General features: G+C 60.6%; 23 protein-coding genes and 6 pseudogenes. 12 read left to right on the top strand and 17 right to left on the bottom strand.

What is annotated here, in order from left to right; genetic code table 11:
• Positions 1 to 32 precede the first annotated feature (32 nt).
• From H2O14_RS26205 to H2O14_RS26220, 4 genes are all read left to right on the top strand, one after another.
• Entirely contained in the window at positions 33 to 545 is a 513-nt protein-coding gene (locus tag H2O14_RS26205; RefSeq protein ID WP_182830233.1) for an Rrf2 family transcriptional regulator, read from the top strand.
• An 11-nt stretch (positions 546 to 556) separates the two neighbouring features.
• The gene (locus H2O14_RS26210; RefSeq protein ID WP_182830234.1) at positions 557 to 1,309 is read left to right on the top strand and encodes an SDR family oxidoreductase; all 753 of its coding nucleotides are present in this window, start codon (positions 557 to 559) and stop codon (positions 1,307 to 1,309) included.
• 15 nt (positions 1,310 to 1,324) lie between these two features.
• The gene (locus H2O14_RS26215) at positions 1,325 to 1,762 is read left to right on the top strand and encodes a cupin domain-containing protein (RefSeq protein WP_165225513.1); all 438 of its coding nucleotides are present in this window, start codon (positions 1,325 to 1,327) and stop codon (positions 1,760 to 1,762) included.
• A 93-nt stretch (positions 1,763 to 1,855) separates the two neighbouring features.
• On the top strand, positions 1,856 to 2,302 hold the full coding sequence (locus H2O14_RS26220; protein WP_182830235.1) for a carboxymuconolactone decarboxylase family protein: 447 nt from the start codon (positions 1,856 to 1,858) through the stop codon (positions 2,300 to 2,302).
• A 65-nt stretch (positions 2,303 to 2,367) separates the two neighbouring features.
• Here H2O14_RS26220 and H2O14_RS26225 read toward each other — a convergent pair whose 3' ends face one another.
• Positions 2,368 to 3,291: an SDR family NAD(P)-dependent oxidoreductase gene (locus H2O14_RS26225; RefSeq protein ID WP_182830236.1), complete on the bottom strand. Its 924-nt coding sequence runs from the start codon at positions 3,289 to 3,291 to the stop codon at positions 2,368 to 2,370.
• Positions 3,292 to 3,353: 62 nt separating this feature from the next.
• Between H2O14_RS26225 and H2O14_RS26230 the strand changes: the two genes are divergently transcribed.
• Positions 3,354 to 4,289 (top strand): LysR family transcriptional regulator, encoded by a 936-nt coding sequence (locus H2O14_RS26230; protein WP_182830237.1) that lies wholly within the window; start codon positions 3,354 to 3,356, stop codon positions 4,287 to 4,289.
• A gap of 210 nt (positions 4,290 to 4,499) precedes the next feature.
• Here H2O14_RS26230 and H2O14_RS26235 read toward each other — a convergent pair whose 3' ends face one another.
• The 8 genes and pseudogenes from H2O14_RS26235 to H2O14_RS26270 form a co-directional block, all read right to left on the bottom strand.
• Positions 4,500 to 5,423, bottom strand: a complete 924-nt coding sequence (locus H2O14_RS26235) for an alpha/beta fold hydrolase (RefSeq protein WP_409526987.1) — start codon at positions 5,421 to 5,423, stop codon at positions 4,500 to 4,502.
• Positions 5,424 to 5,806: 383 nt separating this feature from the next.
• Positions 5,807 to 6,696, bottom strand: a pseudogene (locus H2O14_RS26240) (LysR family transcriptional regulator).
• 66 nt (positions 6,697 to 6,762) lie between these two features.
• The gene (locus H2O14_RS26245; protein WP_182830238.1) at positions 6,763 to 7,077 is read right to left on the bottom strand and encodes a hypothetical protein; all 315 of its coding nucleotides are present in this window, start codon (positions 7,075 to 7,077) and stop codon (positions 6,763 to 6,765) included.
• Positions 7,078 to 7,101: 24 nt separating this feature from the next.
• On the bottom strand, positions 7,102 to 7,566 hold the full coding sequence (locus tag H2O14_RS26250; protein WP_182830239.1) for a nuclear transport factor 2 family protein: 465 nt from the start codon (positions 7,564 to 7,566) through the stop codon (positions 7,102 to 7,104).
• Positions 7,567 to 7,645: 79 nt separating this feature from the next.
• Positions 7,646 to 8,193: pseudogene (locus H2O14_RS26255) on the bottom strand (carboxymuconolactone decarboxylase family protein).
• 125 nt (positions 8,194 to 8,318) lie between these two features.
• A pseudogene (locus H2O14_RS26260) lies at positions 8,319 to 10,376 on the bottom strand (pyridoxamine 5'-phosphate oxidase family protein).
• A 58-nt stretch (positions 10,377 to 10,434) separates the two neighbouring features.
• A pseudogene (locus H2O14_RS26265) lies at positions 10,435 to 11,045 on the bottom strand (glutathione S-transferase family protein).
• A 192-nt stretch (positions 11,046 to 11,237) separates the two neighbouring features.
• On the bottom strand, positions 11,238 to 12,140 hold the full coding sequence (locus H2O14_RS26270; RefSeq protein WP_210275635.1) for a LysR family transcriptional regulator: 903 nt from the start codon (positions 12,138 to 12,140) through the stop codon (positions 11,238 to 11,240).
• Between the two features lie 99 nt (positions 12,141 to 12,239).
• On the opposite strand from H2O14_RS26270, the gene H2O14_RS26275 reads away from it, so the two are divergent.
• Positions 12,240 to 13,655, top strand: coding sequence for an aldehyde dehydrogenase family protein (locus H2O14_RS26275; protein ID WP_182830241.1), 1,416 nt, complete (start codon positions 12,240 to 12,242; stop codon positions 13,653 to 13,655).
• Between the two features lie 24 nt (positions 13,656 to 13,679).
• On the opposite strand, the gene H2O14_RS26280 is transcribed toward H2O14_RS26275, so the two are convergent.
• Positions 13,680 to 14,633: an NADPH:quinone reductase gene (locus H2O14_RS26280; RefSeq protein WP_312858743.1), complete on the bottom strand. Its 954-nt coding sequence runs from the start codon at positions 14,631 to 14,633 to the stop codon at positions 13,680 to 13,682.
• Between the two features lie 150 nt (positions 14,634 to 14,783).
• On the opposite strand from H2O14_RS26280, the gene H2O14_RS26285 reads away from it, so the two are divergent.
• Positions 14,784 to 15,107, top strand: coding sequence for a helix-turn-helix domain-containing protein (locus H2O14_RS26285; protein WP_182830243.1), 324 nt, complete (start codon positions 14,784 to 14,786; stop codon positions 15,105 to 15,107).
• A 2-nt stretch (positions 15,108 to 15,109) separates the two neighbouring features.
• Here H2O14_RS26285 and H2O14_RS26290 read toward each other — a convergent pair whose 3' ends face one another.
• Complete coding sequence (locus H2O14_RS26290; protein ID WP_182830244.1) at positions 15,110 to 16,009, bottom strand: LysR family transcriptional regulator; 900 nt, start codon at positions 16,007 to 16,009, stop codon at positions 15,110 to 15,112.
• Between the two features lie 140 nt (positions 16,010 to 16,149).
• Between H2O14_RS26290 and H2O14_RS26295 the strand changes: the two are divergent.
• Together H2O14_RS26295 and H2O14_RS26300 are read left to right on the top strand one after the other, a co-directional pair.
• A pseudogene (locus tag H2O14_RS26295) lies at positions 16,150 to 16,724 on the top strand (isochorismatase family protein).
• A gap of 64 nt (positions 16,725 to 16,788) precedes the next feature.
• Positions 16,789 to 17,535 (top strand): pirin family protein, encoded by a 747-nt coding sequence (locus H2O14_RS26300; RefSeq protein ID WP_182830246.1) that lies wholly within the window; start codon positions 16,789 to 16,791, stop codon positions 17,533 to 17,535.
• 354 nt (positions 17,536 to 17,889) lie between these two features.
• Here the strand turns inward: H2O14_RS26300 and H2O14_RS26305 are convergent, their stop codons facing one another.
• The 3 genes from H2O14_RS26305 to H2O14_RS26315 all read right to left on the bottom strand — a co-directional run bounded on the left by H2O14_RS26305 (position 17,890) and on the right by H2O14_RS26315 (position 19,846).
• Entirely contained in the window at positions 17,890 to 18,213 is a 324-nt protein-coding gene (locus H2O14_RS26305) for a hypothetical protein (protein WP_182830247.1), read from the bottom strand.
• A gap of 66 nt (positions 18,214 to 18,279) precedes the next feature.
• Positions 18,280 to 18,834 (bottom strand): hypothetical protein, encoded by a 555-nt coding sequence (locus H2O14_RS26310; protein ID WP_182830248.1) that lies wholly within the window; start codon positions 18,832 to 18,834, stop codon positions 18,280 to 18,282.
• 76 nt (positions 18,835 to 18,910) lie between these two features.
• Positions 18,911 to 19,846 carry a pirin family protein gene (locus H2O14_RS26315; protein WP_182830249.1) on the bottom strand — a complete coding sequence of 312 codons (936 nt, stop codon included), beginning with the start codon at positions 19,844 to 19,846 and terminating at the stop codon, positions 18,911 to 18,913.
• Between the two features lie 269 nt (positions 19,847 to 20,115).
• Between H2O14_RS26315 and H2O14_RS26320 the strand changes: the two genes are divergently transcribed.
• Positions 20,116 to 20,991: a LysR family transcriptional regulator gene (locus tag H2O14_RS26320; protein WP_182830250.1), complete on the top strand. Its 876-nt coding sequence runs from the start codon at positions 20,116 to 20,118 to the stop codon at positions 20,989 to 20,991.
• A 14-nt stretch (positions 20,992 to 21,005) separates the two neighbouring features.
• Here the strand turns inward: H2O14_RS26320 and H2O14_RS26325 are convergent, their stop codons facing one another.
• Together H2O14_RS26325 and H2O14_RS26330 are read right to left on the bottom strand one after the other, a co-directional pair.
• Entirely contained in the window at positions 21,006 to 21,926 is a 921-nt protein-coding gene (locus H2O14_RS26325) for an alpha/beta hydrolase (RefSeq protein WP_182830251.1), read from the bottom strand.
• Entirely contained in the window at positions 21,923 to 22,906 is a 984-nt protein-coding gene (locus H2O14_RS26330; protein ID WP_182830298.1) for a zinc-binding alcohol dehydrogenase family protein, read from the bottom strand. The genes H2O14_RS26325 and H2O14_RS26330 overlap by 4 nt, the downstream gene beginning before the upstream one ends.
• A gap of 274 nt (positions 22,907 to 23,180) precedes the next feature.
• Between H2O14_RS26330 and H2O14_RS26335 the strand changes: the two genes are divergently transcribed.
• Together H2O14_RS26335 and H2O14_RS26340 are read left to right on the top strand one after the other, a co-directional pair.
• A complete protein-coding gene (locus tag H2O14_RS26335) occupies positions 23,181 to 23,921 on the top strand; it encodes an SDR family NAD(P)-dependent oxidoreductase (RefSeq protein WP_182830252.1) in 741 nt (246 codons plus the stop codon).
• Positions 23,922 to 24,048: 127 nt separating this feature from the next.
• Positions 24,049 to 24,956, top strand: a pseudogene (locus tag H2O14_RS26340) (LysR family transcriptional regulator).
• Between the two features lie 67 nt (positions 24,957 to 25,023).
• Here the strand turns inward: H2O14_RS26340 and H2O14_RS26345 are convergent.
• Positions 25,024 to 25,464 carry a YybH family protein gene (locus tag H2O14_RS26345; protein ID WP_210275632.1) on the bottom strand — a complete coding sequence of 147 codons (441 nt, stop codon included), beginning with the start codon at positions 25,462 to 25,464 and terminating at the stop codon, positions 25,024 to 25,026.
• Positions 25,465 to 25,617 lie beyond the last annotated feature (153 nt).

Consider the following 25,617-nt stretch of genomic DNA (forward strand, 5'->3'; position numbering starts at 1 on the left):
GACATCTTATATCCACGATTAGGAGATGCAAGATGAAACTGAGCGAAGGCGTCGAGCAGGCCATCCACTGCACGGCATTCCTGGCGGGTCTGTCGGAAGACGGCGTCCTGTCGGCCGCGGCACTTAGCGAACTCCACGGCGTGTCGACGAGCTATCTGCTGAAGCACCTGCAGGCGTTGTCCGGCGCGGGCATCGTTGCAACGACGCCGGGACCAAAGGGTGGCTATCGGCTGGCCAAGGCACCGAAGGACATCAGCCTTCTCGACATCGTCCTCGCGGTCGAAGGGCCGGCGCCCGCCTTCCGATGCGCCGAGATCCGTCAGCGGGGGCCGAACCCTCTGCCGCAGCGCTATTTCACAAAGCCCTGCCAGATCAACGCCGCGATGCTAAAGGCTGAAAAGGCCTATCGCGCAGAACTCGCCAAGGTATCCGTCGCGGACCTTCTGGCGGATCTCGGCGCAGACGACGACGGCGGTATCGCCGCCCGCGGATGCGCCTTCCTCGAACTCCACGAACGCAAGACGGGCAATCGCGCCTCGTCATAGGAGAAAGCACCATGACCAAGATGAAGAAGGTCGTCGTCATCGGCGGCACGGGCCTGATCGGCTCGAAGGCAGTGAAGCTGCTGCAGGACGCCGGCCACGAAGCCGTCACCGCAAGCTCCCGCACCGGCATCAACGCCTATACCGGAGAAGGACTGGCCGATGCGCTAGCGGGCGCTGGCGCCGTCATCGACGTGTCGAACATGATGTCGTTCGACAGACAGGCGCTCGTCGACTTCTTCGGCACGTCGAGCCGCAACCTAACCAGCGCGGAAAAGGCCGCGGGCGTGCGTCATCACGTTGTTTTGTCGATCGTCAACGCCGACCAGCTCGCGGCCAATCCCTATATGGCGGGAAAGCTGGCGCAGGAAGAGGCGGTGGCATCGTCGGGCCAGGCCTACACCATCGTCCGTGCAACGCAGTTCCACGAGTTCCTCGAGACTCTGGCCGGCGCGTACTCGGCCAACGGAGTGGTGAAAGTGCCTGACATTGACTTCCAGCCGATCGCAGCCGACGACGTCGCCGCCGCTCTCGTCGAAGCCGCGCTCGGCGAACCGAGGAACGGGACGGTGGATCTTGCGGGACCGGAGCGGTCATCGTTCGAATCCTTCATCCGGACGTATCTCGATGCGAAGGGCGACGCCCGACCGGTGCACGCCGACGCCTCCGTCGACTACTTTGGCGCGTCCGTCCTCGCAGGCTCTCTTGTTCCCGGCGGAGACTTCATCAAAGGCCGCGTCACGGTCGCCGAATGGCTTAAGGCATAGAAGGAGCGCACGATCATGAAGACAATTGCATATGCGGCTGCGGCACTCGCGGCCACCCTTGCCACCGCGTCCGCTCACGATGTCGCTAAGCCAGGACTAGCCTACGATACGAAGGACGCCAAGGTGACGCTCGTCTACGAGCATCCCCTGCCCGACGTCCCTGGCAAGAGCGTCAAGGGCGTGCTCGTCGAATACGGGCCGGGCGGGTACAGCTCCGCTCACACACATGCGAAGTCCGCACTCATCTACGCCACGGTTCTCGAGGGAGCGATCCAGAGTGCCGTCAACGGCGGCGAGACGAAGACCTTTACCGCCGGTCAGAACTTCACCGAGCTGCCAGGCGACCGCCATGACGTCAGCGCCAATGCCAGCAGGAGTGAGCCGGCGAAGCTGCTCGCCGTCTTCGTCGTCGATACCGACGACACCGTCCTGACGACGCCGCGCAAGCCATAGCGCTACCTACCAGATCCACCCCTCACCTACCGCACAAGCAACGACGGTTTCACCGGCGAACGGAGAACCGCGTCCACAAGAAAGGAAAACAATATGTCCCGCATGAACTGGTCCGAAGTCGCCCCCGACGGCGCAAAGGCGCTGTTTGGTGTCCACCACTACGTCACAGCTAAGACGAACCTGCCGGCCGAGCTGATCCACCTCGTCTTTCTGCGCGTGTCGCAGATCAACGGCTGCGCCCACTGCATCGACATGCATAGCCGTGATCTGCGCAAGACGATTTCCGTCGACAAAATCGCACTGGTGCCGGTGTGGGACGAGGTGCCTCATCTGTTCAATGATCAGGAGCGCGCCGCTCTCGCCTGGGCTGAGGAGGTGACGAATGTCAGCCAGACTCACGCGTCGGACGAAGCTTATGCCGCTGCCGCGGCCGCTTTCGAACCCAAGGACCTCGTCGATCTGACGATCACGATCGCCGCGATGAACGCCTTCAACCGACTTGGTGCGCCGTTCCGTCTTCCGGTGGCGGCAAAGGCCTGATCGCGTCGCAACGCTCCGAAAGAGCCGACCTGCCGGTCCGTTCGCGGTCCGGCAGGTTGCTCCAACTACAACGGTGACAATACCATTCTCGTCGCCATCTCCCAAAGACGGAACGCGTTTTCGGGATCGACCGCGTATCTTGCTACCCCCTTGAACGGCCCAGGTCCGCGCTCGTCGACGACTGGGGCTTCCTGACAGTCGTCGAAATATCTTCCGGAAATGCCCTCCACCAGAGGCGAACCCGCCAGTAGCACCGACGTGGCGGCCCCCTGCTCTATCGTCTTGCGCAGATGCTCAGGCGTTCGGAGACCGCCGGTGTGTTTCTGAAGACCCGTTGCAATTGCTCCGGGATTGAGCGCATTGGACGTGATGCCGTCGCTGGCCCAGTTCTTGGTGATTCCGACGGACATCAGGATGCAGGCTGTCTTTGACTGCCCATAGGCAAGCAGCGGATCGTACGGAATGAAGCGGAAGTCCGGATCATCCCAGAATACCGGCGCAAAGAGGTTGCCGGTCGAGGCGACCGAAACGACACGGGCACCATTTGCCTTGGCCAGATGCGGACGCAGGCCGAGTGCGAGCGCGAAATGCCCCAGGTAGTTCGTGGCGAACTGCATCTCCCGTCCTTGCGCATTCCGCTGCAATTCCGGAATGGCCATGACACCCGCGTTGTTGACGAGGACGTGCAGAGGCTCGTTCCAGCTCTCTGCGAATTCCTTCACGGAAGTCAGGTCGGCGAGGTCGAGGCGACGAACGCGAAGGCGGGATTTAGGCATTGCGCGCTTCAGCTCCGCAACAGCCCTTTCGGCTTCATCCGATCGGCGGGCCGCAATCGTCACAGCCGCGCCTGTTGCGGCGAGAGCGCGGCTCGTCTCCAACCCGATGCCTGCGGCGCCACCGGTCACAATGACATTCCGGCCGGCAAGGTCGATACCCTCCAATACATCGGCGGCGGTCGACGAGAACCCAAACGGGATGGGTGATGTCATGGTCATTCTCCTTCAGACATTCGGCTTGCCCAAAAGATAAGCACGTGGCATTCGTGAACTAGATGATCACCGTTACACGCAATGATGAGATAATTCGAACAGTCAGCACGCTCCCACCCGGCGAGCTAGCAGCCTTCCTCGCCGTCGCGGAGCACGGAGGGTTTCGCGCTGCATCACGAACACTCGGCCAGACGCCGTCGGCTCTGAGCCACGCGGTCGCTGGACTGGAGAGACGTCTCAAAGTGAAGCTCTTCCACCGTTCGACGAGGAACGTCTCGCTGACAGAGCCTGGGCGGAGACTTGCGGAGCGGCTCATGCCGGCGCTCAGCGAAATCGGATTGGCGGTCGAGGAACTGCACGAACAGGCCGCTACTCCCTCCGAGCTCGTGCGGATCAACTGCGACACAAATGCCGCCGAGCAAGTGCTGATGCCGCTGCTGACCCGCTTCATGAAGCTGCAGCCCGCGATGCGGTTTGAGATCCAGTCCGAGGGAAAACTGGTCGACATCGCCGAAGGAGGTTTCGACTGTGGCGTCCGGGCTGCCGAACTGGTTCCCGGAGAGATGGTTGCGATCCCGATCGGTCCGGATCAGCAGCACATCATCGTGGCGTCGCCCATCTATCTCGATAATGCGCCTCCCCTCGCAAGCCCCTCGGATCTCTCGCTTCACCAGTGCATCCAGCTCCGGATGGCAGGCGGGTTGATCTATCGTTGGGAGTTTCAGCGCCGCGGCGAGGAGGTCGTAGTAGCAACGACAGGCAACCTCGTCGTCGACCAGTCCCGACTTCTCCTAGCGGCGGCTTTGGACGGTTGCGGGCTTGCCTATGTGACGCGGTGGATGGCGGCTGACGCACTCGCGGACGGAAGACTCCGGCAGGTGCTTGCCGAATGGACCCCGCCCTATCCTGGCCTGTGCCTGTACTACCCGAAACACCGCCATATTGGAGCGGGAATGCGGGCCTTTCTGGACTTTCTGAAGGCCAATCGATCGATCTAAGCTCTTGATGGGTTTTGAACCGACGACCTGTACCTGCGATTGCCAAACGAGAGCCGACGATAATGATGACCAACATTTCCATCTAAAAGTGCCTGCCGCGGGAGGCGAGATGCGGCAGGCGATCAGAGCAAATGGCTGCCCCATGAAGAGAGGCTTGTGGAGGAGGCTTCGTAAATCGTTTTCAGCCGATGCGGGAGCCTCACTCCGCTTTCATTTTGCAATCTTGCGATCGAGGAAACTCCTGATCAGCGGAGCCATCTCGTCCAGCTTGTCTTCAAGCGCAAAGTGGCCTGTATCAAGGAGATGGAACTCTGCATCGGGAAGATCGCGAAGATAGGGATGCGCGCCCTCTTCCGGGAAGATCTTGTCGTTCTTGCCCCAGACGATCAGCGTCGGCGGCTTACGGTCGCGGAAGAATGCCTGGAACTGCGGATAGAGCGGCAGGTTGGTGCGGTAATCGTAGAACAGGTCGAGCTGGATATCCTTATTGCCTGGCCGGTCGAGCAGCGCCTGGTCGTGGACCCAGTTGTCGGGGCTGATCCGCGTCAGGTCCTCGACGCCATCGGTATATTGAAACTTGGTCGTCTCCGGCGCGACGAGCACAGAGAGCGCTTCCCGATCCTTCTTCGCCCCCGACTTCCAGTAGGCGCGGATCGGGTTCCAGAAATCCCGGATGCCTTCGTCATAGGCATTGCCGTTCTGAACGATCATTCCGGTGACGCGATCCGGGTGCTTGAGCGCTAGCCGGTAGCCAACGGGTGCGCCATAATCCATGAGATACACCGAATATTTGGTAGCGCTGAGCTTGGTCAGCAGCGTGTCGACGATATCGGCATAGTGGCCGAAGGAATACTCGAACTTGGTGTGATCGGGCGCATCGCTCTGACCGAAGCCCGGATAGTCAGGGGCGATGACGCGGTAACGGTCAGCGAGCAGCGGGATCAGGTTGCGGAACATGTGCGACGATGTGGGGAAACCGTGAAGCAGGACGACGACCGGGCCGTCGGCCGGTCCGGCTTCGCGATAGAAGACGTTGACACCGTCTATTTTCACGGAGCGATAGTGAACTGTTGCAGATTCCTGCAGGGCGATCGCCGGCGTTTCGGCGAAGACCACGTTTGCGGGCGTGGTCATAAAGATGCTGGCGGATGCGAAAAGTACGGCGGTAAGAGTACGGGACATTGTGGTTCTCCTCAGGAACGGTTGTGGGGGCTTGTTGCCTGGAGCCAACATCGCTCTTTCAGCTCGGAAGGAGAATGGTCGTATTCGACAAGGGATTATTGCTTCTAGTGATATGAATGCAGTACAACAGTGACCATTTGGATGAGCCGCTACGGTGGCGTCGGCGTGGTAAAAGCTGTCCGCAGGATCGTAGCTCAGGGGATCGATTTGCGGTGTTACGATCGCGTTCAGAAACAGGGATGATTGTCTACTCGAGCGGCGGTGCCACCCAACGAGACGGGGTGCGAAAGCAGTTCGCTCCAAGAGCCTAGGCCTAGCTCGGTGATATCGAGGGGCTAGTTGAGAAGGCGGTTCTCGCGCAGCCTTGCCGCAGCCATATCGACGAAGGTGCGCACCTTTGCTGGAGCGTGCCGACCCTCCGGATGGAGGATGTGTATGGGCAAAGGCGGTTCCTCGAATTCGCTGAGGATGATCTGCAGCTCTCCAGCAACGAGAGCTGGGCCGATCTGGTAGTTGAGCACTCTTGTCAGACCCCACCCCTCGCGGGCCGACTGGATCGCTGCTTCGTTGGTGTTGCATTGTAAAGCCGCATCCACGGATACTCGCAGATCGTCGCGAAACTTCCACTCTGGTGAAGCCCAGGCCGCCGTGGAAGCCGCGATACGGTGGTCTTTAAGATCGGCTGGCGATTTCGGAACACCAAAGCGCTCGAAATATTTTGGCGAACCACACATGACTCGACGGACCGTACCAACCTTCACGGCAGAAAGATTAGAGTCGGGGAGATGGCCGATGCGCACAGCGACATCGATGCCTTCCTCAACAATGTTGACCGGTCGGTCGATGAACAGTGTCTTTGCCTTCATCGTCGGATAGGTATCGAGGTAATCCGTCACGACCGGAAGAACGTACATCTGCCCGAACAGCGCGGACGCGGTTATCGAGAGCGTCCCCGTCGGCGTCGCGTAGGAACCGCCGGCAGCTGCCTCTGCTTCAGCAATATCGGCAAGGATCCGGCGACAGTCTTCAAAATAGCGAACCCCGCTTCGGTCATCTTCACCGAGCGGGTGGTCCGCACCAGGAGGCGCGCTCCAATCAGGTCTTCGAGTGACGAAACCGCACGCGTGACAGCCGGTGCGCTCATGAACATCTGGCGTGCGGTATCCGCGAAACTTTCAGTTTCGGCGACCTTCACAAAGATCCTCATTGCCTGCCAACGATCCATCCACTCCCCCAAAAGCACTCGCGTTTCCACGACCCTAAGGGCTTGGAACCAAAGCCTCAAGAGCCTCTAACAGAGGATCATGATTGGCGAACGGCAAGCCTGCGAGATGCGCTCTATTTCCGCACAGGCTTCCTCGGAAAGACCGGCGCACAGTGCGCGCTGGTGCGTTTCCTGACAAGCATTCAATGCAAGGGATATTGCGATCGACGTCTCGAAGTCGAAGCTTGAGCCCCGACGCGCCATGTCCATTTCGGCGCCGGTCATACCAAGTGCACGACCGGCTTCTTCTTGTTTCGCAAACAGTGGCTTGCTCGCATTGGTTCCGGTGAGAGCCAGTTCTACTGAAAGCCTTATGCGAGCATCGATTGACGAGCTGGCCATTTTTCCATCTCCTGGCTCAGCCGTCTAAAAGCCGAAATCGCTGAGGCCACGATGGTCGTCCGGCCGGCGGCCTAGCGGCCAACGAAACTTGCGATCCGCTTCGGCGATCGGGTGTTCATTGATGCTGGCATGGCGTTCCCGCATCAGGCCGTCTTCGGCAAATTCCCAGTTCTCGTTACCATAGGCGCGGAACCACTGACCGCTGTCGTCGCGGTACTCATAGGCATATCGGACAGCGATGCGATTGTCGGTGAAGGCCCAGAGTTCCTTGATCAGGCGATAGTCGAGCTCCCTGTTCCACTTGCGGGTCAGGAATGCCTCTGCCTCGGCGCGGTTCTTCGCGAACTCGGCGCGGTTCCGCCAGCGCGTATCGAGCGTATAGGCAAGTGCCACCTTCCCCGCATCGCGGCTATTCCAGCCATCCTCTGCAAGACGGACCTTCTCGATAGCAGTCTCTCTGGTGAATGGGGGAAGCGGGGGACGGGACATGTTTAAAGTTCCTCTCAAGATGGCGTTTGTCTTTGTTGGCGAGAGACGGCGCATCTCGCACCGCCTCTCGAGGGTTTGGTCACGCAGCCGCGCGATCGATACGGGGAAAGTCGATCTCGGTATCAAGGGCCTCGTTCACGTAGTTCGTGAAGGTGTTCAGCGCCACATGAGCGATGATCTCGACTATCTCGGCATCGCTGTAGCCGGCGTCACGGACATTGGTGATCTCAGCGGGCGCAACAGAACCGCGAGCCACGGTTAGTGCCCGGGCGAACTCGACAGCGGCCGCCGCCTTGGGATCGTTCGACGTGCCGCTGCGGTTGGCAGCGATTTCACTTTGTCGAGCTTGGCGAACTTCGTGCCGGTGAAGGTGTGGGCCGACAAGCAATAGTCACAGCCGTTTGCTTCAGCCATGGCGAGTGCGATGCGTTCGCGAGTAGCCGGCGGCAGTTTACCCTTGCCGAGCGCGCCCTGGAGCGACGTCAAGCCCGTCAATGCGGCGGGGCTGTTGGAGACCAGACGAAAGATGTTCGGGACAGAGCCGATCTGCTTCTGGATGGTCTCGAGGATCGGACGAGAGGCTTCTGGAGCGTCGTCGATCGTTACGGGGGTAGGAATGCGTGACATTGTATTCTCCTTTTTTTGGTTGAGGGAGACGTCGCTCCCTTGAGATTGAATATGATCCGGTCGGAACGATTGCTGAACATCGAAAGGAAACAAGGGACCGTTGCGCTGGACGCAGCAATCGGCCCTTAGACAGCGAGCTGCAGGCCGCCTTCCTGGTCGGCAGGAACAGCGCAGCACAGAAGCACTTCGTCGGCTTCGATCTTTGCTGTGGGCTGCTTGACGTAAGCGACGGCGCCCTTGACAAGCTTGGTCCGGCACGTCCCGCAGTTTCCTTCCCGACAACTGAACTCGGGTTCGAGACCGCGCGCCTCAGCGAACTCTAGGAGAGTGCCGGAACCAGGTGTCCACCGTGCCTCTTTCAAGGAGTTCGTGAATATGACGGGCACAGGTTTTTCGGACGGCTGCGTGGCGAAAGACACGGCTGCCGGTGTGGATTGCCCTGTACGGACCAGCGACGACGGACCGAAGGCTTCAGCCTGAATGCGATCGTCAGCAATGTTGAGGGCCCGCAGTCCATCATAGAGCCCTTGGGTGAACTGGGCAGGTCCGCAGAGGTAGAAATCGTAGTCGTTGAAGGGAAGAAACCGAGTCAGCATCGCCATATCGATCCGCCCTGTCGCGTCGAAGTCCCTGCCCTGTTCAGCATCCGTCGTGTCGCTGAGGACCCTGACCAAGCGAACAACACCCTTGGTCGCACCGATAAGGTCCGCAATCTCCTTGTCAAAAGGCCGATCAGCCTTGGAGCGAGCCGCGTAGAACAAAGTGACCGGACGGACGCGTTGCTTGCGCAGCCCTTCATAGACAACGTGACGGAGCATCGCGAGCATCGGCGTGATGCCGACACCCCCGCAAGAAGAACCGCCGGGCGTGTCGAGCGGGCGTCAATGCTGAATTCGCCGGCCGGCGCGCGCGCGCTCGATGACATCGCCAACGGCGATGCGATCATGGAGGAACTGAGATACCTGACCATCGCGCTTGACGCTGATGCGGTAGATTCCATCGGACGGCGCGACCGAGAGCGTGTAGGTGCGAATGGCCGCCCTATTTTCGCCGGGCAGCTTGATGCGGATGGGCAGATGCTGACCGGCCGCGTGCGGAAGAAGCCCTGCGCCATCGGCTGGCTGGAGGTGGAAAGATTTTATCGTCGCGCTTTCATCAACGATCGCGTTGACGGTCATTGGCCGCCAGCTGTTAGCAAACTCTGCCGCGCGGAGACGGTCGGCGGCTTGGCTCCAGCTGCCTGTCATCAAAGAGCTCGGCGACCAGCCGTCCTTTTGAAAAGCCCATCTCAACGCCAGTGCATTACGGCGACGTACGATCCGTGTCGGCTTGAATGTCCAAAACCGCTCCGCGCCCTGAAAGGCAGCTATCTCCGGCGAGTCGAAAATGACTTCGGCTTTCCCCGTCATCTGCAGCATATCGCCAGTTGCGAAATCCACGAAAAGCAGCCCAGCCTTTCCGTTCAGCAGGATATTGCCCAACGTTGCGAAGAAGAGATTGCCGTCGAAATCCGGAATCGTCAGGACGCCATCGTCACCGATGCGAACAAACCCGGCATTGCCGCCGCGATGTGAGACGTCCACCTGGCGCCGATCTTCGCGATCGACGTAGGACGCCACGAAAAACGCGTCAGCCTCCTGAATGATCGCGCGTGCCTGGTCGTCGAGTGCAGGCAGTTCCTCGACTGCACCTTGAAACAAGGTCCCCGGCTGGCGTTCGAACGCGAAGTCGCGCAGCTGGATATAGCGCGGGCAATTACCGAAACTCTGATCGACATCGATGCGGAAGCCACTCCCGGTCGTTGAGACAAAACCGTTCATGCGGTTGCGGCGGCGCGTGTGCATCTCTATGCCGAGAAGACCAATCGGCAAGCCCTCTGCCAGTCCTTCACTGGCCGGGTCGCTCGGATCCTGGGTCGCGGCAATGTCGAGCACGACGGGCGAAGGCGACGACATGAACCCCGGCTTGCCTTCCACAAAAGTTGCCCAAGCGTCACCAGCCTGATCGACGCTCCCGAGAACGATGAAGGGGAGTTGGGCGTAGAAGTCCCGGTGCTGGTCCGGCATGAAGTCGCGAACGACACGCTGGCCGACGGAAGCCATGCGTTCCTTTACGCCGAGCTTTTCCTGGATAAAGGTCTCGCCTTCATGCCACGTCGGCAGTTTTGTAAGCTTCACGGACATCTGCGTTCTCCAGAAAAGAGGCGGAGAGCGTGCGAGGTGCCGCACGCTCTATAGAGGCTCAGGCAGCAAGACCAACTGGCGTTTTGACGAAATCGACGAAGCCCGGAAGTTGCTCGACCCGGCGCAGCAGAGCATTTACGGACGGATAGGCGCTCAGGTCGACATTGCCCTCCGGAGCGCGCGCGACATAGCTGTAGACCGCGACGTCTGCGATCGTCGGGCGATTGCCCACCAGCCATTCGCGCCCTTGCAGATGGCTCTCAATCCGGCCAAGGATGATATGTGCACGCCCGATAACTTCTTCCGGATTGAACTTGGCGCCGAACACTGTCACCAGACGCGCAGCTGCCGGTCCATAGGCAATCTCCCCGGCTGCGACAGAAAGCCAGCGCTGGACGTCGGCGGCTCCTTTAGCGTCCTCCGGAAGCCATTCCGTCTGACCCGCCTTCTTGGCGAGGTAGACGAGGATCGCATTGGAATCGGAGATGAAGACATCCCCATCCGCCAACACCGGCACCTGACCGAATGGGTTCATCTTGAGAAAGTCGGGCTGCTTGTGCGCGCCAGATTTCAGATCCACCTCGACCAGCTCGTGGGGAGCCCGACTAGGGAAAGGAAGAGCCGGGCGCGGTGTGCGTGACCTGACAGCGGATGGTGATAGAGTTTCATGTGATCGCTCCTGATTGAAGGCCGGGTTCGTTCCCGATCCGTGAACACAGGATGCAATGCGCAACCGCGCGGCTGAATACGCATGTTTGACATTGGACTGTTACGCGGAGCGGAATAGTCCGCTAGCACCAGGATGAAAGGGAGAACTTCGCCTCCACCCCGTCGGGCGATCCTCCAAGCTGAAGAGTACGGTCACATCGTTACGGTTGTCCGCAGCTCCTTGATCAAGTCGACGAACCGGCGCAGCTTCGCCGGTAAATTGCGCCTTCCGGGATAGTAGAGACATAAGCCCGGATAAGGCGGGGTCCAGTCAGCAAGCACCTGCTCCAGTCTGCCCGCGGCAATGTCGTCTTCGACCTGCCACTCACTCAGGTAAGCTAGCCCGGCCCCCTCACGCGCGGCCCGGAGCATAAGGTCGCTATCGTCGAGCACGAGCTTGCCAGGAACGTCGAGCGCGAAGCTCTCGCCTCGCCGCTCGAACTCCCAGCGATAGATGGTTCCGCTCGCCATTCGGGCACGAATGCACAGGTGGTTTTGGAGCTCTGCCGGATCCCGAGGCGTTCCATGACGGCGGAAGTAATCGGACGACCCGACGATGGCCGGGTGGATATTATCGCCGATCGGGACGACCACCATGTCGGGAGGAACGGCCTCCCGGATCCTGATCCCGGCGTCGAAGCCTTTGGCATTGACGTCGACCAGCGCGCCCTCCGTCACGATCTCCACCGACATCTGCGGGTTCCGGCGCATGTACTCCAGGATCAGCGGCGTCAGGATCATCCGCGTTGCGCCCACCGACGTGTTGATCCTCAGAGTGCCCGTTGCTTCCGCCCGATGTTCATCGACATGCTCGACAGCGCTTCGGATCGCCTCCAGCGCCGGACCCACGCTGGCCACGAACTGCTCTCCCGCGGCTGAAAGCACAACGCTACGGGTCGAGCGGTTGAACAGCCTGACGCCCATGCGGGTCTCCAGCGCAGCGATCTGCTGGCTGAGCGAGGACGTCGAGATACCGAGCTCGCGAGCCGCGGCCCTAAACCCGCCTTGGGAAGAGACGGCGAGAACCGCCTCGAGTTCAGCAAGCGAACCACGCATCATTGTCCGTAATCTCCTATCAGGCTGAGCATCTTTAACCAGCTTATCAGGACAGTGTCGAAGTGCCAGATATGACGGAACAGCCAAAAGGAGTTTGAGATGTTCAACATCGACAAGGCGTATATCGATGGAAGCTTCGTCACACCGAAGGGATCGGAGACCGCTGATCTCTACAATCCGTCGACAGAGGAAAAGATCGGCACGGTCAGACTTGGCGGCCTCGAAGATGCGCGTGAGGCTATCGCCGCCGCGAAACGGGCCTTCCCGGCGTTCTCACTGACGACGAAGGTCGAGCGGATCGAGATGCTTAAGCGTTTGAACGCAGCCGTCGCGGCACACACCTCCGATCTAACGCAAGCGATGGCACTCGAATATGGTGCTCCTCAGACCTTCACCCGGTTCGCTATTCCCCATGCTGCTTCAAGCTTTCTGAGCATGGCGAAGGTGCTGGAGGATTACGACTTCGAGCGACAGATGGGCCGGGCCCGCGTCGTCATGCAGTCGGTCGGGGTCACCGCCGCCATCACGCCGTGGAACAGCAATATCGGCTTCATCACCTCGAAGCTCGCAACCGCCATCGCCGCCGGCACGACCATCGTCATCAAGCCCAGCGAGATGAGCGCGATACAGACGCAGATCCTCACCGAGTGCCTTCATGAAGCGGGTTTACCGAAGGGTGTATTCAACATCGTCAACGGGCTCGGCAATGTCGTCGGCGCGGAACTCAGCCGGCATCCGGACATCGCGAAGGTGACCTTCACCGGCTCCACCGCGGTTGGCAGGGAAATCATGCGCAATGCCGCTGGCACCTTCAAGCGCGTGACGCTTGAGCTTGGCGGCAAGGGACCGAACATCATTCTCGATGACGCCGATCTGGATGCAGCTATCCCCGCCGTCTTGAGGATGGGCTTCATTAACAGCGGCCAGGCCTGCATCGCCGGCACTCGCATCCTGGTTCCGAGCCATCGGCTCGACGACGTTTTGGCCAGGCTGAAGCAGGAGATCGAGACGTTCAAGGTCGGTGCGCCAGACGACCCGGATGCGATGATCGGACCGATGGTTAGCCGCAAGCAGTACGAGCGCGTGCAGTCCTATATCGAGCTGGGGATGCGAGAAGGCGCCAGCCTGCTAGCGGGCGGTCTGGGAAGACCTGCCGGATTGGAGCGCGGCTGGTTCACGAAGCCGACCATATTCACTGATGTCAACAACCAGATGCGCATCGCGCGCGAAGAGATTTTCGGGCCGGTCCTGTCGGTCATCTCCTATCGAGACGAGGACGAAGCCGTGGCGATCGCCAACGACACGCCATATGGGCTTCAGGCCTATCTGCATGGCACGAATGTCGCACGCATGCAGGCGATTGCGGATCGCCTCGAGTGCGGCCGCGTGGTCATCAATGGCGCCCCGCACGAGCCGCTCGCTCCTTTCGGCGGCTTCAAGCAGTCGGGTATCGGTCGCGAGTATGGCGTGTTCGGCCTTGAGGCTTTCCTGGAGCCGAGGGCAGTCATCGCCTGATGAGGTGAGATTGAGCAGGCCGCGTCACGGGTTCTGAATTCGGACGATGATCTTTCCAATGGCCGTGCCGCTCTCCTGCAACTCGTGTGCCTCGGCCACCTCGTCAAGCGCATATGTCTTCGCGATTGGCGGAGCATATGCCCCCGATGCGGCGCAGGCCGAAACCTCATCGGCTGCCTGCCTCATCGCGATTTCCGGCATGGTATAGACGTAGACGAAACGGAACGAGAAGCCGCCCATTAGCGCCGGGAAGAACGGGATCGTCAGCTTCGCATCTGGCGATTCCGTCGAATAGGCCGACACGACACCGTCGCCGGCTAGACAGGCGATTGCTACGTCGATGTTGGCGGAGATATCGACGTCGACGATGCGATCGACGCCATTGCCGCCGGTGGCTGATCGGACGGCCGCAGCGACATTTTCCTTGCGCCTGTTGACGACAAGATCGGCGCCCGCCGCACGCGCGACCTGCGCTTGCAGCTCACGGCTCACCGTCGCCGCCACCCATGCCCCCGCCCACTTCGCAAGAAGGATCGCTGCATTGCCGACGGCGCCTGCTCCTCCTTGGACGAGGACTCGCTTGCCGCGCAGGTCTCCGTCGGCGAAGAGGCATCGATGCGCGGTCATCGCTGGAACGCCGAGCGAGGCGCCGGTCTCAAACGGCACGTTGTTGGAAAGCTTTACGGCTTGAACGGACGGCACGACGACAAATTGCGCCGCAGTACCGAACGCCCTACCCCACTGCGCCATATAGATCCAGACCCGCTCGCCGACGCGCGACGGAGGCACGCCGGGACCGACGGCATCGATGATGCCCGCGCCGTCCTGATGCGGCACGATCCGTGGGAACGGCATTGCCTTTCCACCGAATCCAGTCCTCGTCTTGATGTCGGAGGGATTGATGCCTGACGCGACCACCCTTACCCGAACCTCTCCGGCTCCCGGTTGCGGATCGGGTAGCTCGCCGACGAACAGCACCTCCTTTGCAGATCCTTGTCGGTCGTAGAAAGCAGCTCGCATGACGCACCTCTGAATATAACTGCTTTCAACTAGGAGCGATACAGGCAAACTTGCAAGTAGGCAACAGATCTGCCTATAGGGATAGAAAGTACACTATTGGAGCACGCAATGACTGCTGGCCAGAAGTGCCCCGTCGAAACAACCGTCGACGTTACGGGTGGAAAATGGAAGCCGATGATCATTTATCGGCTGCTGGACGGGCCGCGACGGTTTGGCGAGTTGCGCCGCCTTGTCGGCGACCCGAGCCAGCGCTCGCTGACGATGCAGCTCCGCGAGCTCGAAGCCGACGGGATCGTCGACCGCGAAGTCTTCGCGGAGGTTCCGCCCCGCGTCGAATATTCTCTGACGCCCTTCGGGCAGACTCTGGCACCCGTGCTGATGGCTATGCGTGACTGGGGTGTGGCGTTCCAGGAGCGGCGCTCGGCCACGTAATACTAGCCTTCGTTGCTCTGGCCAGCACCTCCGTTTGCGGAGAACCTCTCGACAAAGAAGTCGATCAGAACCCGGACCTTCCTCGACACGTGTGACCCCGGCGGGCGCACGATGTAGACACCGATCTCCGGCAGGCTGTAGTCCGTCATGATCGCCACGAGAGTTCCGGCTTCCACGTAGCTCTGCGCAATGACGACAGGCAGCGCCGCGACCCCTAGGCCCGCCGCCGTCCCTTCGGCGATGCCCGCAGCGCTGTCGGCCTTGAACCGTCCCTGACCGTTGACGACCACCGTCCGGGTGCCGTCGGAAACCTTCCAGCTTTCGGTCCCCTGCAGGATGGCCTGATGTTCGAGCAGGTCCGAGGGCTTCTGCGGAACGCCCTGGATACGCAAGTATTCCGGGTTCGCGAACAGGCCGGCCGAGAAGGCGCCGATCTTGCGCGCGGTCAGGTTCGAATCCTGCAGGTAGCCAACGCGGATGCCGCAGTCAAAGCCCTCCGCGACAAGATCGACATACCGGTCGCTGTAATGCGCGTGAAGTTGAAGCAGCGGATGCAGGCGAGCAAGCTCGGCCAGTGCCGGGGCGAAGTGCCCAGGACCGAAAGACGAGGGAACCGCCACGCGAAGGCGTCCCCGCAGCTCTCCGGTCGGAAGCATCTCCTCGCGCGCAACGTCCATTTCAAGACACATGCGGGCGGCATGCTCGCGGAAAGAGACGCCAGCTTCGGTGAGAGAGGCACCTCTAGTCGTCCTGGCCAGAAGCTGGACGCCAAGCTCGCTCTCAAGCCGGACGAGCCGTCGGCTGACGATCGACTTCGGCAAGCCGAGACGCCGTGCGGCGACCGTGATTCCGCCGCCATCCGCCACCTCGACGAAGGTCTGCATGTCCTCGAAGCTGATCATTCCAGTGTTCCATTTTTCGTTCTACAGAGTGGCCAACCATAGAGCTACCGTGCCGCTGATCGCAACGCTAAATTCCAAACATCGAGCGGACCGAAACGAACTTCACCAACAGCCGCCGAGCAAAGAAAAGGAACACGACAATGCATAAGGACGTATTCACCCCGAGAATTCCGCAATGCTGCTGATCGACCACCAGATCGGCACCATGGCCTGGACGCACTCGCACGACATTAATCTGGTCAAGCAGAACGCACTGAAGCTCGCCCGCATCGCCAAGGCTGCCAATATCCCGACGATCCTGACCTCCAGCATGGAAAATCAGATCCAGGGACCGCTGCTGCCGGAACTCGAGACCATTCTGCCGGAATCGTTCGAAGCCCGCATCAAGCGTCCTGGCATCGTCAACGCCATGCACCACGACGGCTTCAATAAGGCGGTCAAAGCGACCGGTCGCAAGAAGCTGTTTGTTGCCGGCGTCACGACCGAGATCTGCGTCACCTTCCCCGTGCTGCAGATGCTCGACGAAGGCTACGAGGTCCAGGTGTCAGCGGACGCATCCGCGTCCTACACCAAATACGGTGACGATATCGCCCTGCGCCGCATGGAGAAGGCCGGCGCGATCATTACCACCGTCGACCAGATCATTTCCGAGCTTGCCGTGGACTGGACAAGCCCACTCGGTCAGAAGCTGGTCGGCATCCTGAACTACCATTGAGCTCGACAACTGGGCCGTTCGGCGCGGGCCATAGAGCCCGCGCACGGATGAAAGGAGAAACATAATGACCATCACCAGGATTCCCGCGGGCCGGACACGCGGCGACTTCGCCCAAGGCTTCGGCGTCGAGATCCTCTATCCCGGATTGACACTGACCTCGGACGATAGCGGGATCGGCCCGATCGGCAGGATCGACCGCGCTCAGGCTCAGCCGGGTCATCTCATCGGTATGCACCCGCACAAGGACGACGAAATCCTGACTTACATTCGCGGCGGCGAGATGCTTCATCGCGACACTGTCGGGAACGAGAAGACGCTCGACAAGACGCATTTCATGATGATGAACGCCGGGCATACCTTCCAGCATGAAGAGCTGATGCTCGGAAATCGTCCAGTGCGCGCGCTGCAGATATTTCTGCGACCGAACGCTCCCGATCTGGAGTCGATGGTACAGTTCCATGAGTTCCCGGAGGAACACAGCGTCGATCACTGGCGACTCATCGCCGGACCGAGCGCTGCACCGTTGAAGGTCAGATCTGACGTCCGCGTCTTTGACGCCCACATCGCCGAAGGCGTCCAAATGCGGCTGCCCGCCGAGGAAACCGGAAGAAATACCTTGCTCTACGTTTACAGTGGAAAGATCTACATCGCGGGCGAGGTCATATCGGAAGGGGAAAGCGCATTTTCGACAGCTGCCTATGACAATCTCACCGCATGGGCTGAATCAGAAGTCTTGCTGTTCTCGATGGATCCTGCAGCGGAGGTTTACCGAGGCGGCATGTTCAGTGGGAACCAGCGGCGCCGCGTCTAGAGATGCAGGCGTCGATCACCCTCGCTTGCCGGCCTCGGCGTGATCTCGTTCACCACCTCAAGGTCACACGCACGGCGTCATCTTTCTGATCAATATTCACATTGAGCTCTGGGCTTAGGCTCTTGAATGGAGCCGAACCGCCGACCCTTTCATTCAATGGCTACATTCGCATTGAATTTTTCTAACCCGGCCAACCACTTGCTCTCGAATGTCCGGTATGGGGCCGCGAGCGGGAGGTCTGCTGCCACGAGGTTGAATTGAAAAGTAGACGCCGCTTACATTATAGCCGACGTCCCCTTTCGGCCCCGAAGCGGACATGCGGCCGATGTCTTGGAAGCGGTCTCATGCGGTGACCTATGGGACTTTGAAGTTCGCAGGATAAACGTCGATCTCCGCCGACCAGTAGTGCCTGGCAATGTTCTGACTGTTGCGGATGACGTAGTATGCAATATCGGGATTACCTCCAGCGAACGTGTCCGAATCGGCGCCGAACATCAGGCAATACATCCGCTGATGAACGACCGCTGCGAAGAATTCCAGCGCGGGCGTCGCTTCCTCGTGTCCTATAGCCGCCATCCCTAGTGCGGCCTGATCTCTCGCATCCTGCAGGGCGGCGAAGATGGCTTCGGCCAACGTCTTGTCGGCACGCTCAATGACGGTGGCGATGTCCCTATCCATGGAATCGGGCGGGATTGTATCTTGTCATGCCTCTTTCTTTCGGCGGCATCGACTGTCGTCAGCCGGTCATTTGGTGAAGAGCGCCAGGTAGTTTTGCGCAGATTCGATAAAGGCTTGCGCTGCCTCGGAGCCGTCGCCCAGGTCGGAAGCGCGTTCATCCACCGCGGCCTGTAGCCGAGCGTCTATCTGGGGATCAGTGGCACGCGCGTGCTCCATCAGGGCACGAAGAACGGATCTCAGGGCAAAGGATTCCGCCGATTTCGCCAACTGCTGGCCTTCGCTGTGATCCTTTGCGATATCTTCAGCGCGTTCGCTCTTCTTTCGCACAGACGCTGGCCCGCCTTGCTCCCGTTCCCATTTCCGAGCGACGTGGCGGCCCGCATACAGGATCTTCCACGCGACATCAGCATCGCCATTCTTATATGTTCGCACGTCGGCTCCGCACAGACGCATGAACAAATGGCGAAGTGCTGCATCGCTGAAGTAGTCGTGCGGCGAAGCAGGCACGCCGAGGGACCGGAGCTTGGCGCCGGCAGCACGAACGGCGTGATCAATCGCGTTGTCAACGGCGCGGAACAACTCCTCGTCCGCCTGACGCAGCTCGTCCATTGTCGTCGACATGAGTCTCTCTCACAAATTAGCGTCCGTCGTTACATGACGTTGGGTCAAGCTCCCGCGTCCCTGCTTACCTGAGGCATCAATCGGGCAAGGGTATGAACTCACCGCGGTCGTCAGCAGGAAGGTCGAAACGGCCCTCGCCCCACCTTCCGGCTCGCCATTCCGCCTTGGCTTCTTCGATACGTTCCATCGATGAGGCGACGAAGTTCCACCAGATGTATCTTGGTCCAGAGAACGTTGCGCCTCCGAGTATCATAATCCGGGCGCCGCGTTCGCCGGCCGCAACGGTTATCCTGTCTCCGGGACGGAACACCATCATCTGCATAGTGCCGAATTCCTGTCCGGCGACCGAAATTGAACCTTCGATGACGTAGATCGCCCGGTCTTCATGTTCATCGGGCATGGGCAGACGTGCGAGCGGATCGAGCTTGACGTCGGCGTAAAAGGTCTCCGAGAACATTTTGGCGGGAGCATGCTCGCCGTAGGCGTTTCCCAGGATCAGGCGCGCCGAGACGCCTTTGTCTTGAATCATCGGAAGCGCGTTCCTGCCGTGGTGCTCGAAAGAAGGCGCCACGTCCTCGTGGCCGTCAGGCAGGGCGAGCCAGGTCTGTATTCCAAACAGGCTGTTCGGGCCGCTCCTTGCAGCCGCGCTCGTACGCTCCGAGTGCGATACGCCTTTTCCTGCGACCATCCAGTTCAACTCGCCTGGCCTGATAATTTGATCGGCACCAGTGCTGTCACGATGATGGAAGTCACCTTCATAGAGGTAGGTCACGGTGCCGAGACCGATATGCGGATGCGGTCGAACATCCACGCCCTGTCCGGTCAGGAGTTCGGCGGGACCGGCTTGATCGAAGAATATGAACGGGCCGACCATCTGTCGGTTCGGCGCGGGCAGTGCGCGTCGGACTTCGAAGCCGCCAAGATCGCGGGCGCGCGGAACGATCAACGTCTCGATCGCCTCTACGCCGACCTCATCAGGGCATCCTGGTTCGATCGCAGGGTTCCAGCTCATATGTCTCGTCCTCTTCTTCAATCGATAATCATTGATGATTAGGAGCAGGACACGCAGGCGCCCCAGCTCTCTGTAATAAACCCGCTTGTGCTCAAGCACTAGCCTTCGGTGCCCTAGTGGTAAGAAGGTCATGCTATATCGGTGCTTCAGCTTCAGCAAAACCGTCCGACCGCTTCATGACGATGCGATCGACGAAAACCTTGTCAGTGCCGGTCCTGATGCGGTAGCCCTCGAAAACGCGAGCTGTGTTGCAGAGAGGGGAACGCAAGATGGAGATCGACGATCTCAGGACCTTTGTGGAAGTCGCCGACGCAGGAGGGGTGACACCCGCCGCTCAACGGCTTGGCGTCTCCAAATCGATGGTGAGCCGGCGTATCGCTCGTCTCGAGGCAGAGTTGGGCGTTCAGCTCGTCGCGCGAACAACCCGAGGCATCGCGCTGACCGAGGAAGGCGCGACGTTCCGAGATTATGCGGCGAGGATCTCGGCGGAGATCGATGCGGCCCGCGAGACGATCTTGCCGGCGGGCGAACTTCGCGGGCGCATCAGGGTCGCCGCCCCTCTGTCGTTTGGGCCGACCCACCTCGCTCCTGTCCTGTCTCAGATGGCGCGCCGGCACCCGCACCTCCATGTCACGTCGTGCTACACCGACCGTTTCGTCGACCTCATCACCGAGGGGTTCGACTGTGCGATCCGGATCGGCTACCTGCCGGATTCCAATCTTGTGGCGAGGCGCGTCGGACCTCTTTACGCAAAGTTCGTCGCCAGCCCCGACTACGTCACCCGGAATGGCTCGCCCAAGACGCCGGACGAACTGCTCAAGCATGAGGCGCTGATGGTGGGAACGGAATTGTGGCCGGTCACTGATGGCGATGAAGTGCTCAACATTCGCCCGCAAGGCCGCTTCAAGGCCGACAACGCAGTAGCATTGCTCGCTGCCGCGCTGGAAGGGCTAGGCATCGCCAGGCTTCCCAACGGTCTAACGGACCAACACATCGCCTCCGGCGCCCTCGTCGAGGTAATGACGAATTATCCGCCTCCCACCGCGGGCATCTTCGTGGTCAGGCCTCCTGGACAGCATCCTGCCAAGAAGGTTCGCGTGCTGACAGAGATGCTGATCGAGTGCTACGATACCGGATCGTCATAGAAGCCCGCCGAATCCTATGGCGCAAGGTGCTGTGAAAAGAACTCGGACAGCCTTGCGACCGCCGGGCCGACATATTCCGGTTTGTAGTACATATCATAGTGACCGGCGCCTTCGACTTCGAAGAAGTGCTTCGCGTTCGACGGAGAAAGTTCGAAGAGACGCCTACCCGCCTCGTATTGTCCGGTCGGACCGCGACGCCCGCCGACGATCACCTGCAGCGGCTGGGTGAACAGTTCGGGCACTAGGCTGAACGCATCGAAACCCAACAGGTCCCCATAGCTGACGAAGAGCAGGCGGTTCGTCGAATTCGGATGCCGATACTCCGACTTCCGGTAGAACGTGACCGCCTCCAGCAGCTCGGGATCGGTTATTCCCGCGGCCTTGGCGTCGGCAAGGCTATCAGGGATCCAAGGATCTCTCCGGGGCGCGGCCCCGCGGGCCTGCGCGGTGCGCTCTGCCGCGACGTCCCGGAGGGTCTGACGGAAGTCGGGAAGCAGCCGGCGCATCGCTTCGCCGATGTCGTTGGCAACGACCGTTCCCACCGCCTTGAAGCGCCGCTCGGTCTGGGCTGCCTTGACCGCGTAGCCGCCGCCTGCGCAAATCCCGAGAAGCCCGATCCGCGCCTCGTCGATGTAGGGTAGTGTCGTCAGATGATCGACCGCGCAGTGAATGTCTTCGACACGAACGGCAGGATCCTCGAGATCGCGTGGTTGGCCCCCGCTCTCGCCCTGGTATGACGGATCGAACGTGAGGGCTATGAAGCCGCATGCGGAGAGCCTTTCGGCGTAGACGGCGCCGATCTGTTCCTTGACGCTGCTCCCCGGCGTCGAAAGGACGATCGCGGGATATCTGCCACCCTCATCGAAGTCGGGCGGCAGGTGGATATTGCCGACGACCTCGATATCTCTGTTCCTGAACGAAACCCGCTTGATCATACGGTGGCCCTACTTTCTCTGTTCATGGGGGTGATCACGACCCGCCCGAGGGGCTTGGCCGTTTCGGCGTACTCGTGCGCGCGCGCAGCGTCGTCGAGCGCGAAAGATCGGTCGATCACGACGTCGATCTTTCCGGCTGCGGCGGCAGCAAGGAGATCGTCGACGCTGCCGTGCACCGAAGGCCGTTCGAAGATGGATCCCATAAATACCCCGTGCAGCGTCAGATTGTTCTGCATCGGCTGCCATAGATCGGCATCGAGCTTTCCGCCGCCAGCATTGCCAAGGAAGACGAGACGCCCTTCCGGTGCGAGCGCGGAAAGCGAAGCTTGCAATGTGGAGCCGACCGGGTCGATGACCAGATCGACGCCCTTCCCATTGGTCAGTCGGCGCGCTTCTCCTACGACGTCATTCTGAAGGCGATCGACGACGAAGGTGGCGCCGAGTTCGATCAGACGAGCCTGCCTTTCGCTCCCGCTAGCCACCGCGATCACGGTCGCCCCTGCCCGCTTGGCGAGCTGTACCGCCGCCAGCCCCACCCCTCCAGCCGCGGCGTGGATGAGGACGGTTTCGCCCTCCCCGACACCTCCTCGGGTGACCACGCTGTGATAGGCGGAGCCGAACGAGATGGGCAGCACGGCGGCTTTCGCGATGTCCAGGCCCGCCGGAATCGGCCACGTTCGCGAAGCAGCGACTGCCCAGAGTTCAGCATGCGATCCTTGCATGCTGAAGGCAGCGACCTTGTCGCCAACGGCACGGGTGGTCACGTCCCTGCCTAAACTGACGACCGTGCCGGCCGCTGCATATCCGACCACCCACCGGGGTACCTGGGACGTCGATCTTCGATTAATCAAATCTCCGCCTTCGATGGATATCGCTTCCACCCTTATGACGACTTCGTCCGGCCCGCAGACCGGATCAGGCAGGTCAACGTATTTGAGGACAGACGGTGGTCCCGGATTGTCGTAGACAGCGGCCTTCATCTTCACTCCATTCTCCAAAGAAGCCTGTGGTGACATGTAGGTTGTCCGCGCTTCCTAGAAAGGGCGCCCTGTCGGGAACGCCATGTTGCGCGACTTGCAACGGGCGGGATGGAAAGCGGTTGCTGTTCCCCACCGCGCAACAAGCTGTCGCATTCATCGCCACTTCAACCGCCGCGCTAGGCCACGAAATAGACCGGACACCCTGTCGGGCGCATCCGCGGAGCTGCGGCACTCCCGACTTCACCACTGACGACGAAGAAAGGAACCGACGCAAATGATCGATTTGAGTGGAAAGCGCGCTTTGGTCACGGGCGGCTCGCGCGGCATCGGCGCGGCCATCGTGGAAGCGCTAGCGGAGAATGGTGCGGATGTGGCGTTCACCTATCAAAGTTCGAGCGAGAAGGCTTCGGCGGTTGCCCGGTCCGTTGAAAGCCGCGGCCGCCGCGCCGTCGCCATCCAGGCCGACAGCGCCGATCCGCAGGCGATCGCGCGGGCTGTCGAGGACGCCGTGGCCGCGCTCGGCGGGCTGGACATCCTCGTGAACAACGCAGCGATCGGGCATTCTGGAAACATCGCTGATCTGAACCTGGACGACTATCAAACCCTCATGGACGTCAACGTTCGGGCGCCGGTGCTGTTTGCAAAGGCGGTCATCCCACATTTGCGGGACGGCGGCCGTATCATCACGATCGGATCGGCGCTCGGCGAGCGGGTGCCCTTTCCCGGTGTGACGCCTTACGCCATGTCAAAGGCGGCGCTGACATCCTTCACGCGCGGCCTTTCGCGTGAGCTTGGGCCGTCCGGCATCACCGTAAACCTGGTCCAGCCTGGGGCGACGGACACGGATGCCAACCCGGCCGACGGCACAGCAGCAGACTTCCAGCGAAGCCTGACGTCGCTCGGGCGCTTTGGCGAGCCAAAGGAGATCGCAAACGCCGTTGTTTTCCTGGCCAGCTCCGCAGCGAGCGTCATCACGGGCGCGACGCTCACCGCCGATGGCGGCGCGATCGCCTGAGCCATCTTCATCCACGGACGGCCTTCGGACGAAGGGCCGTCCCTCTTCGCTGTGCTCGGGAGGGCCTAGGGAGCGTGTCCGACCCCAATCGAACCCACGGTGTCTCCTGCCAAGAAAGGATTCAGCCTTGGAAATAGAAGATCTGAGGATTTTCCAGGAGGTTGCAGACTCCGGCGGCGTCTCCGCCGCCGCGCTCCGTCTGGGCATCTCGAAAACGATAATCAGCCGGCGGATTACCCAACTGGAAGCCGATCTCGGCGCGCAACTGCTCGCGAGAACGACGCGCGGCATGGTCGTTACCGAAACCGGAGTGACGTTCAGGGCGTATGCCGCCCGCATCTGCGCCGAAGTTGACATGGCTCGGGAGGCGGTTTCGCGGGCGGGCGAGTTGCAGGGGCGAATGAGGATCGCCGCTCCGCTGTCGTTCGGACCCACACATTTCGCTCCTGTTCTCGCCAGCCTTGCGCGGCGACATCCGAAGCTCCAGGTGCTTTCCTCGTACACTGATCGCTTCGTGGACCTTGTGGGAGAAGGCTTCGACTGTGCGATCCGGGTAGGTCATCTTCCAGATTCCAATCTCGTTGCAAAGCGGGTCGGCCCCATGTTCGGTAAGCTCGTCGCGAGTCCGAGCTACATCGATGCTGAAGGAGCGCCCCAGACGCCTCAGGAGATCGCGAACCATCGCGTTGTGATGAGGGAGGCAGAGGTTTGGAAATTCGTGGATGGAGACGACATCACTGCCGTGCGCCCCAACGGACGCTTCGTCGCCGACAATGCACTGTCACTTGTCGCAGCCGCTGTGGAGGGGTGGGACTCGCTTATCTTCCCGAACCACTCGTCGCGGATCACATCGCGTCAGGAGCGCTGGTCGCAGTCATGAACCGATACCCTGTGCCCCCTGCAGGTATCTTCGTCGTGCGGGCGCCCAGTCCCTATCCGTCGGAAAAAGTGAAGAGGCTAACGGAGATGCTTGCCGAATGTTTCGATCGCCCGCACCACGACGAGCAGCCTTTGGTCGAAAGCGGCACTTATTGATGCCGCTCTCCCAGGTTCAAGGTGGCATTATTGCCGCCACTTCAGAGGTTGATGGCGCAGCTTGAATTCAATGCGGCAGCGGATTGGTTGTCGCAAAGGAATAGCGGGCTATTTTCCACTGATTGCTGGCGTCCCTCTGGAAAATGAAGAGCTCGTGGTTGGCGTCTGGAACGCGTTGTTCGGTGGCCTTGACGGTGACGAAACCTTTCGAGCTGGTGCGTACGAAGGCCCACTCTGGTGCGGTCTGCACAACTTCCTCCACAGTCAATTCCGTGTCGAAGGTGATCGTCTGGAAGATTCCATCATACGCTTTCCAGATCGCGTCCAGGCCGATAGCGGAGGGATTGTTCGGCGCCATGAAGACGGCGTCGGCAACGAACATTTTAGCGACGGCCATGGTGTCCGAAGCATTCAAGGCGGCCTCATATTGCGCGAGCGCCTTTTCAATTTCCAGCCGGGCCGAGCTAGCGGCCGCGTCTTCACCTGAAGGCCTGATAGAGGGTTTCATGTAATCGATCTCCGTGAGTTGATAATGTGTGGTTTCGTGCCGTGGCGAAAGCTCTTCTAGGCGCTGCACGCGTTTCCGCCCGATCATCGCTTCGTCCCGGAACTGGCGAAGTTGCCATCGTCCGTCATGTGAGTGCAGCCCTTGCGGGAATGC

Source organism: Rhizobium sp. G21, assembly GCF_014158035.1.
In the GTDB taxonomy this organism is placed as follows: Bacteria; Pseudomonadota; Alphaproteobacteria; order Rhizobiales; family Rhizobiaceae; genus Rhizobium_E.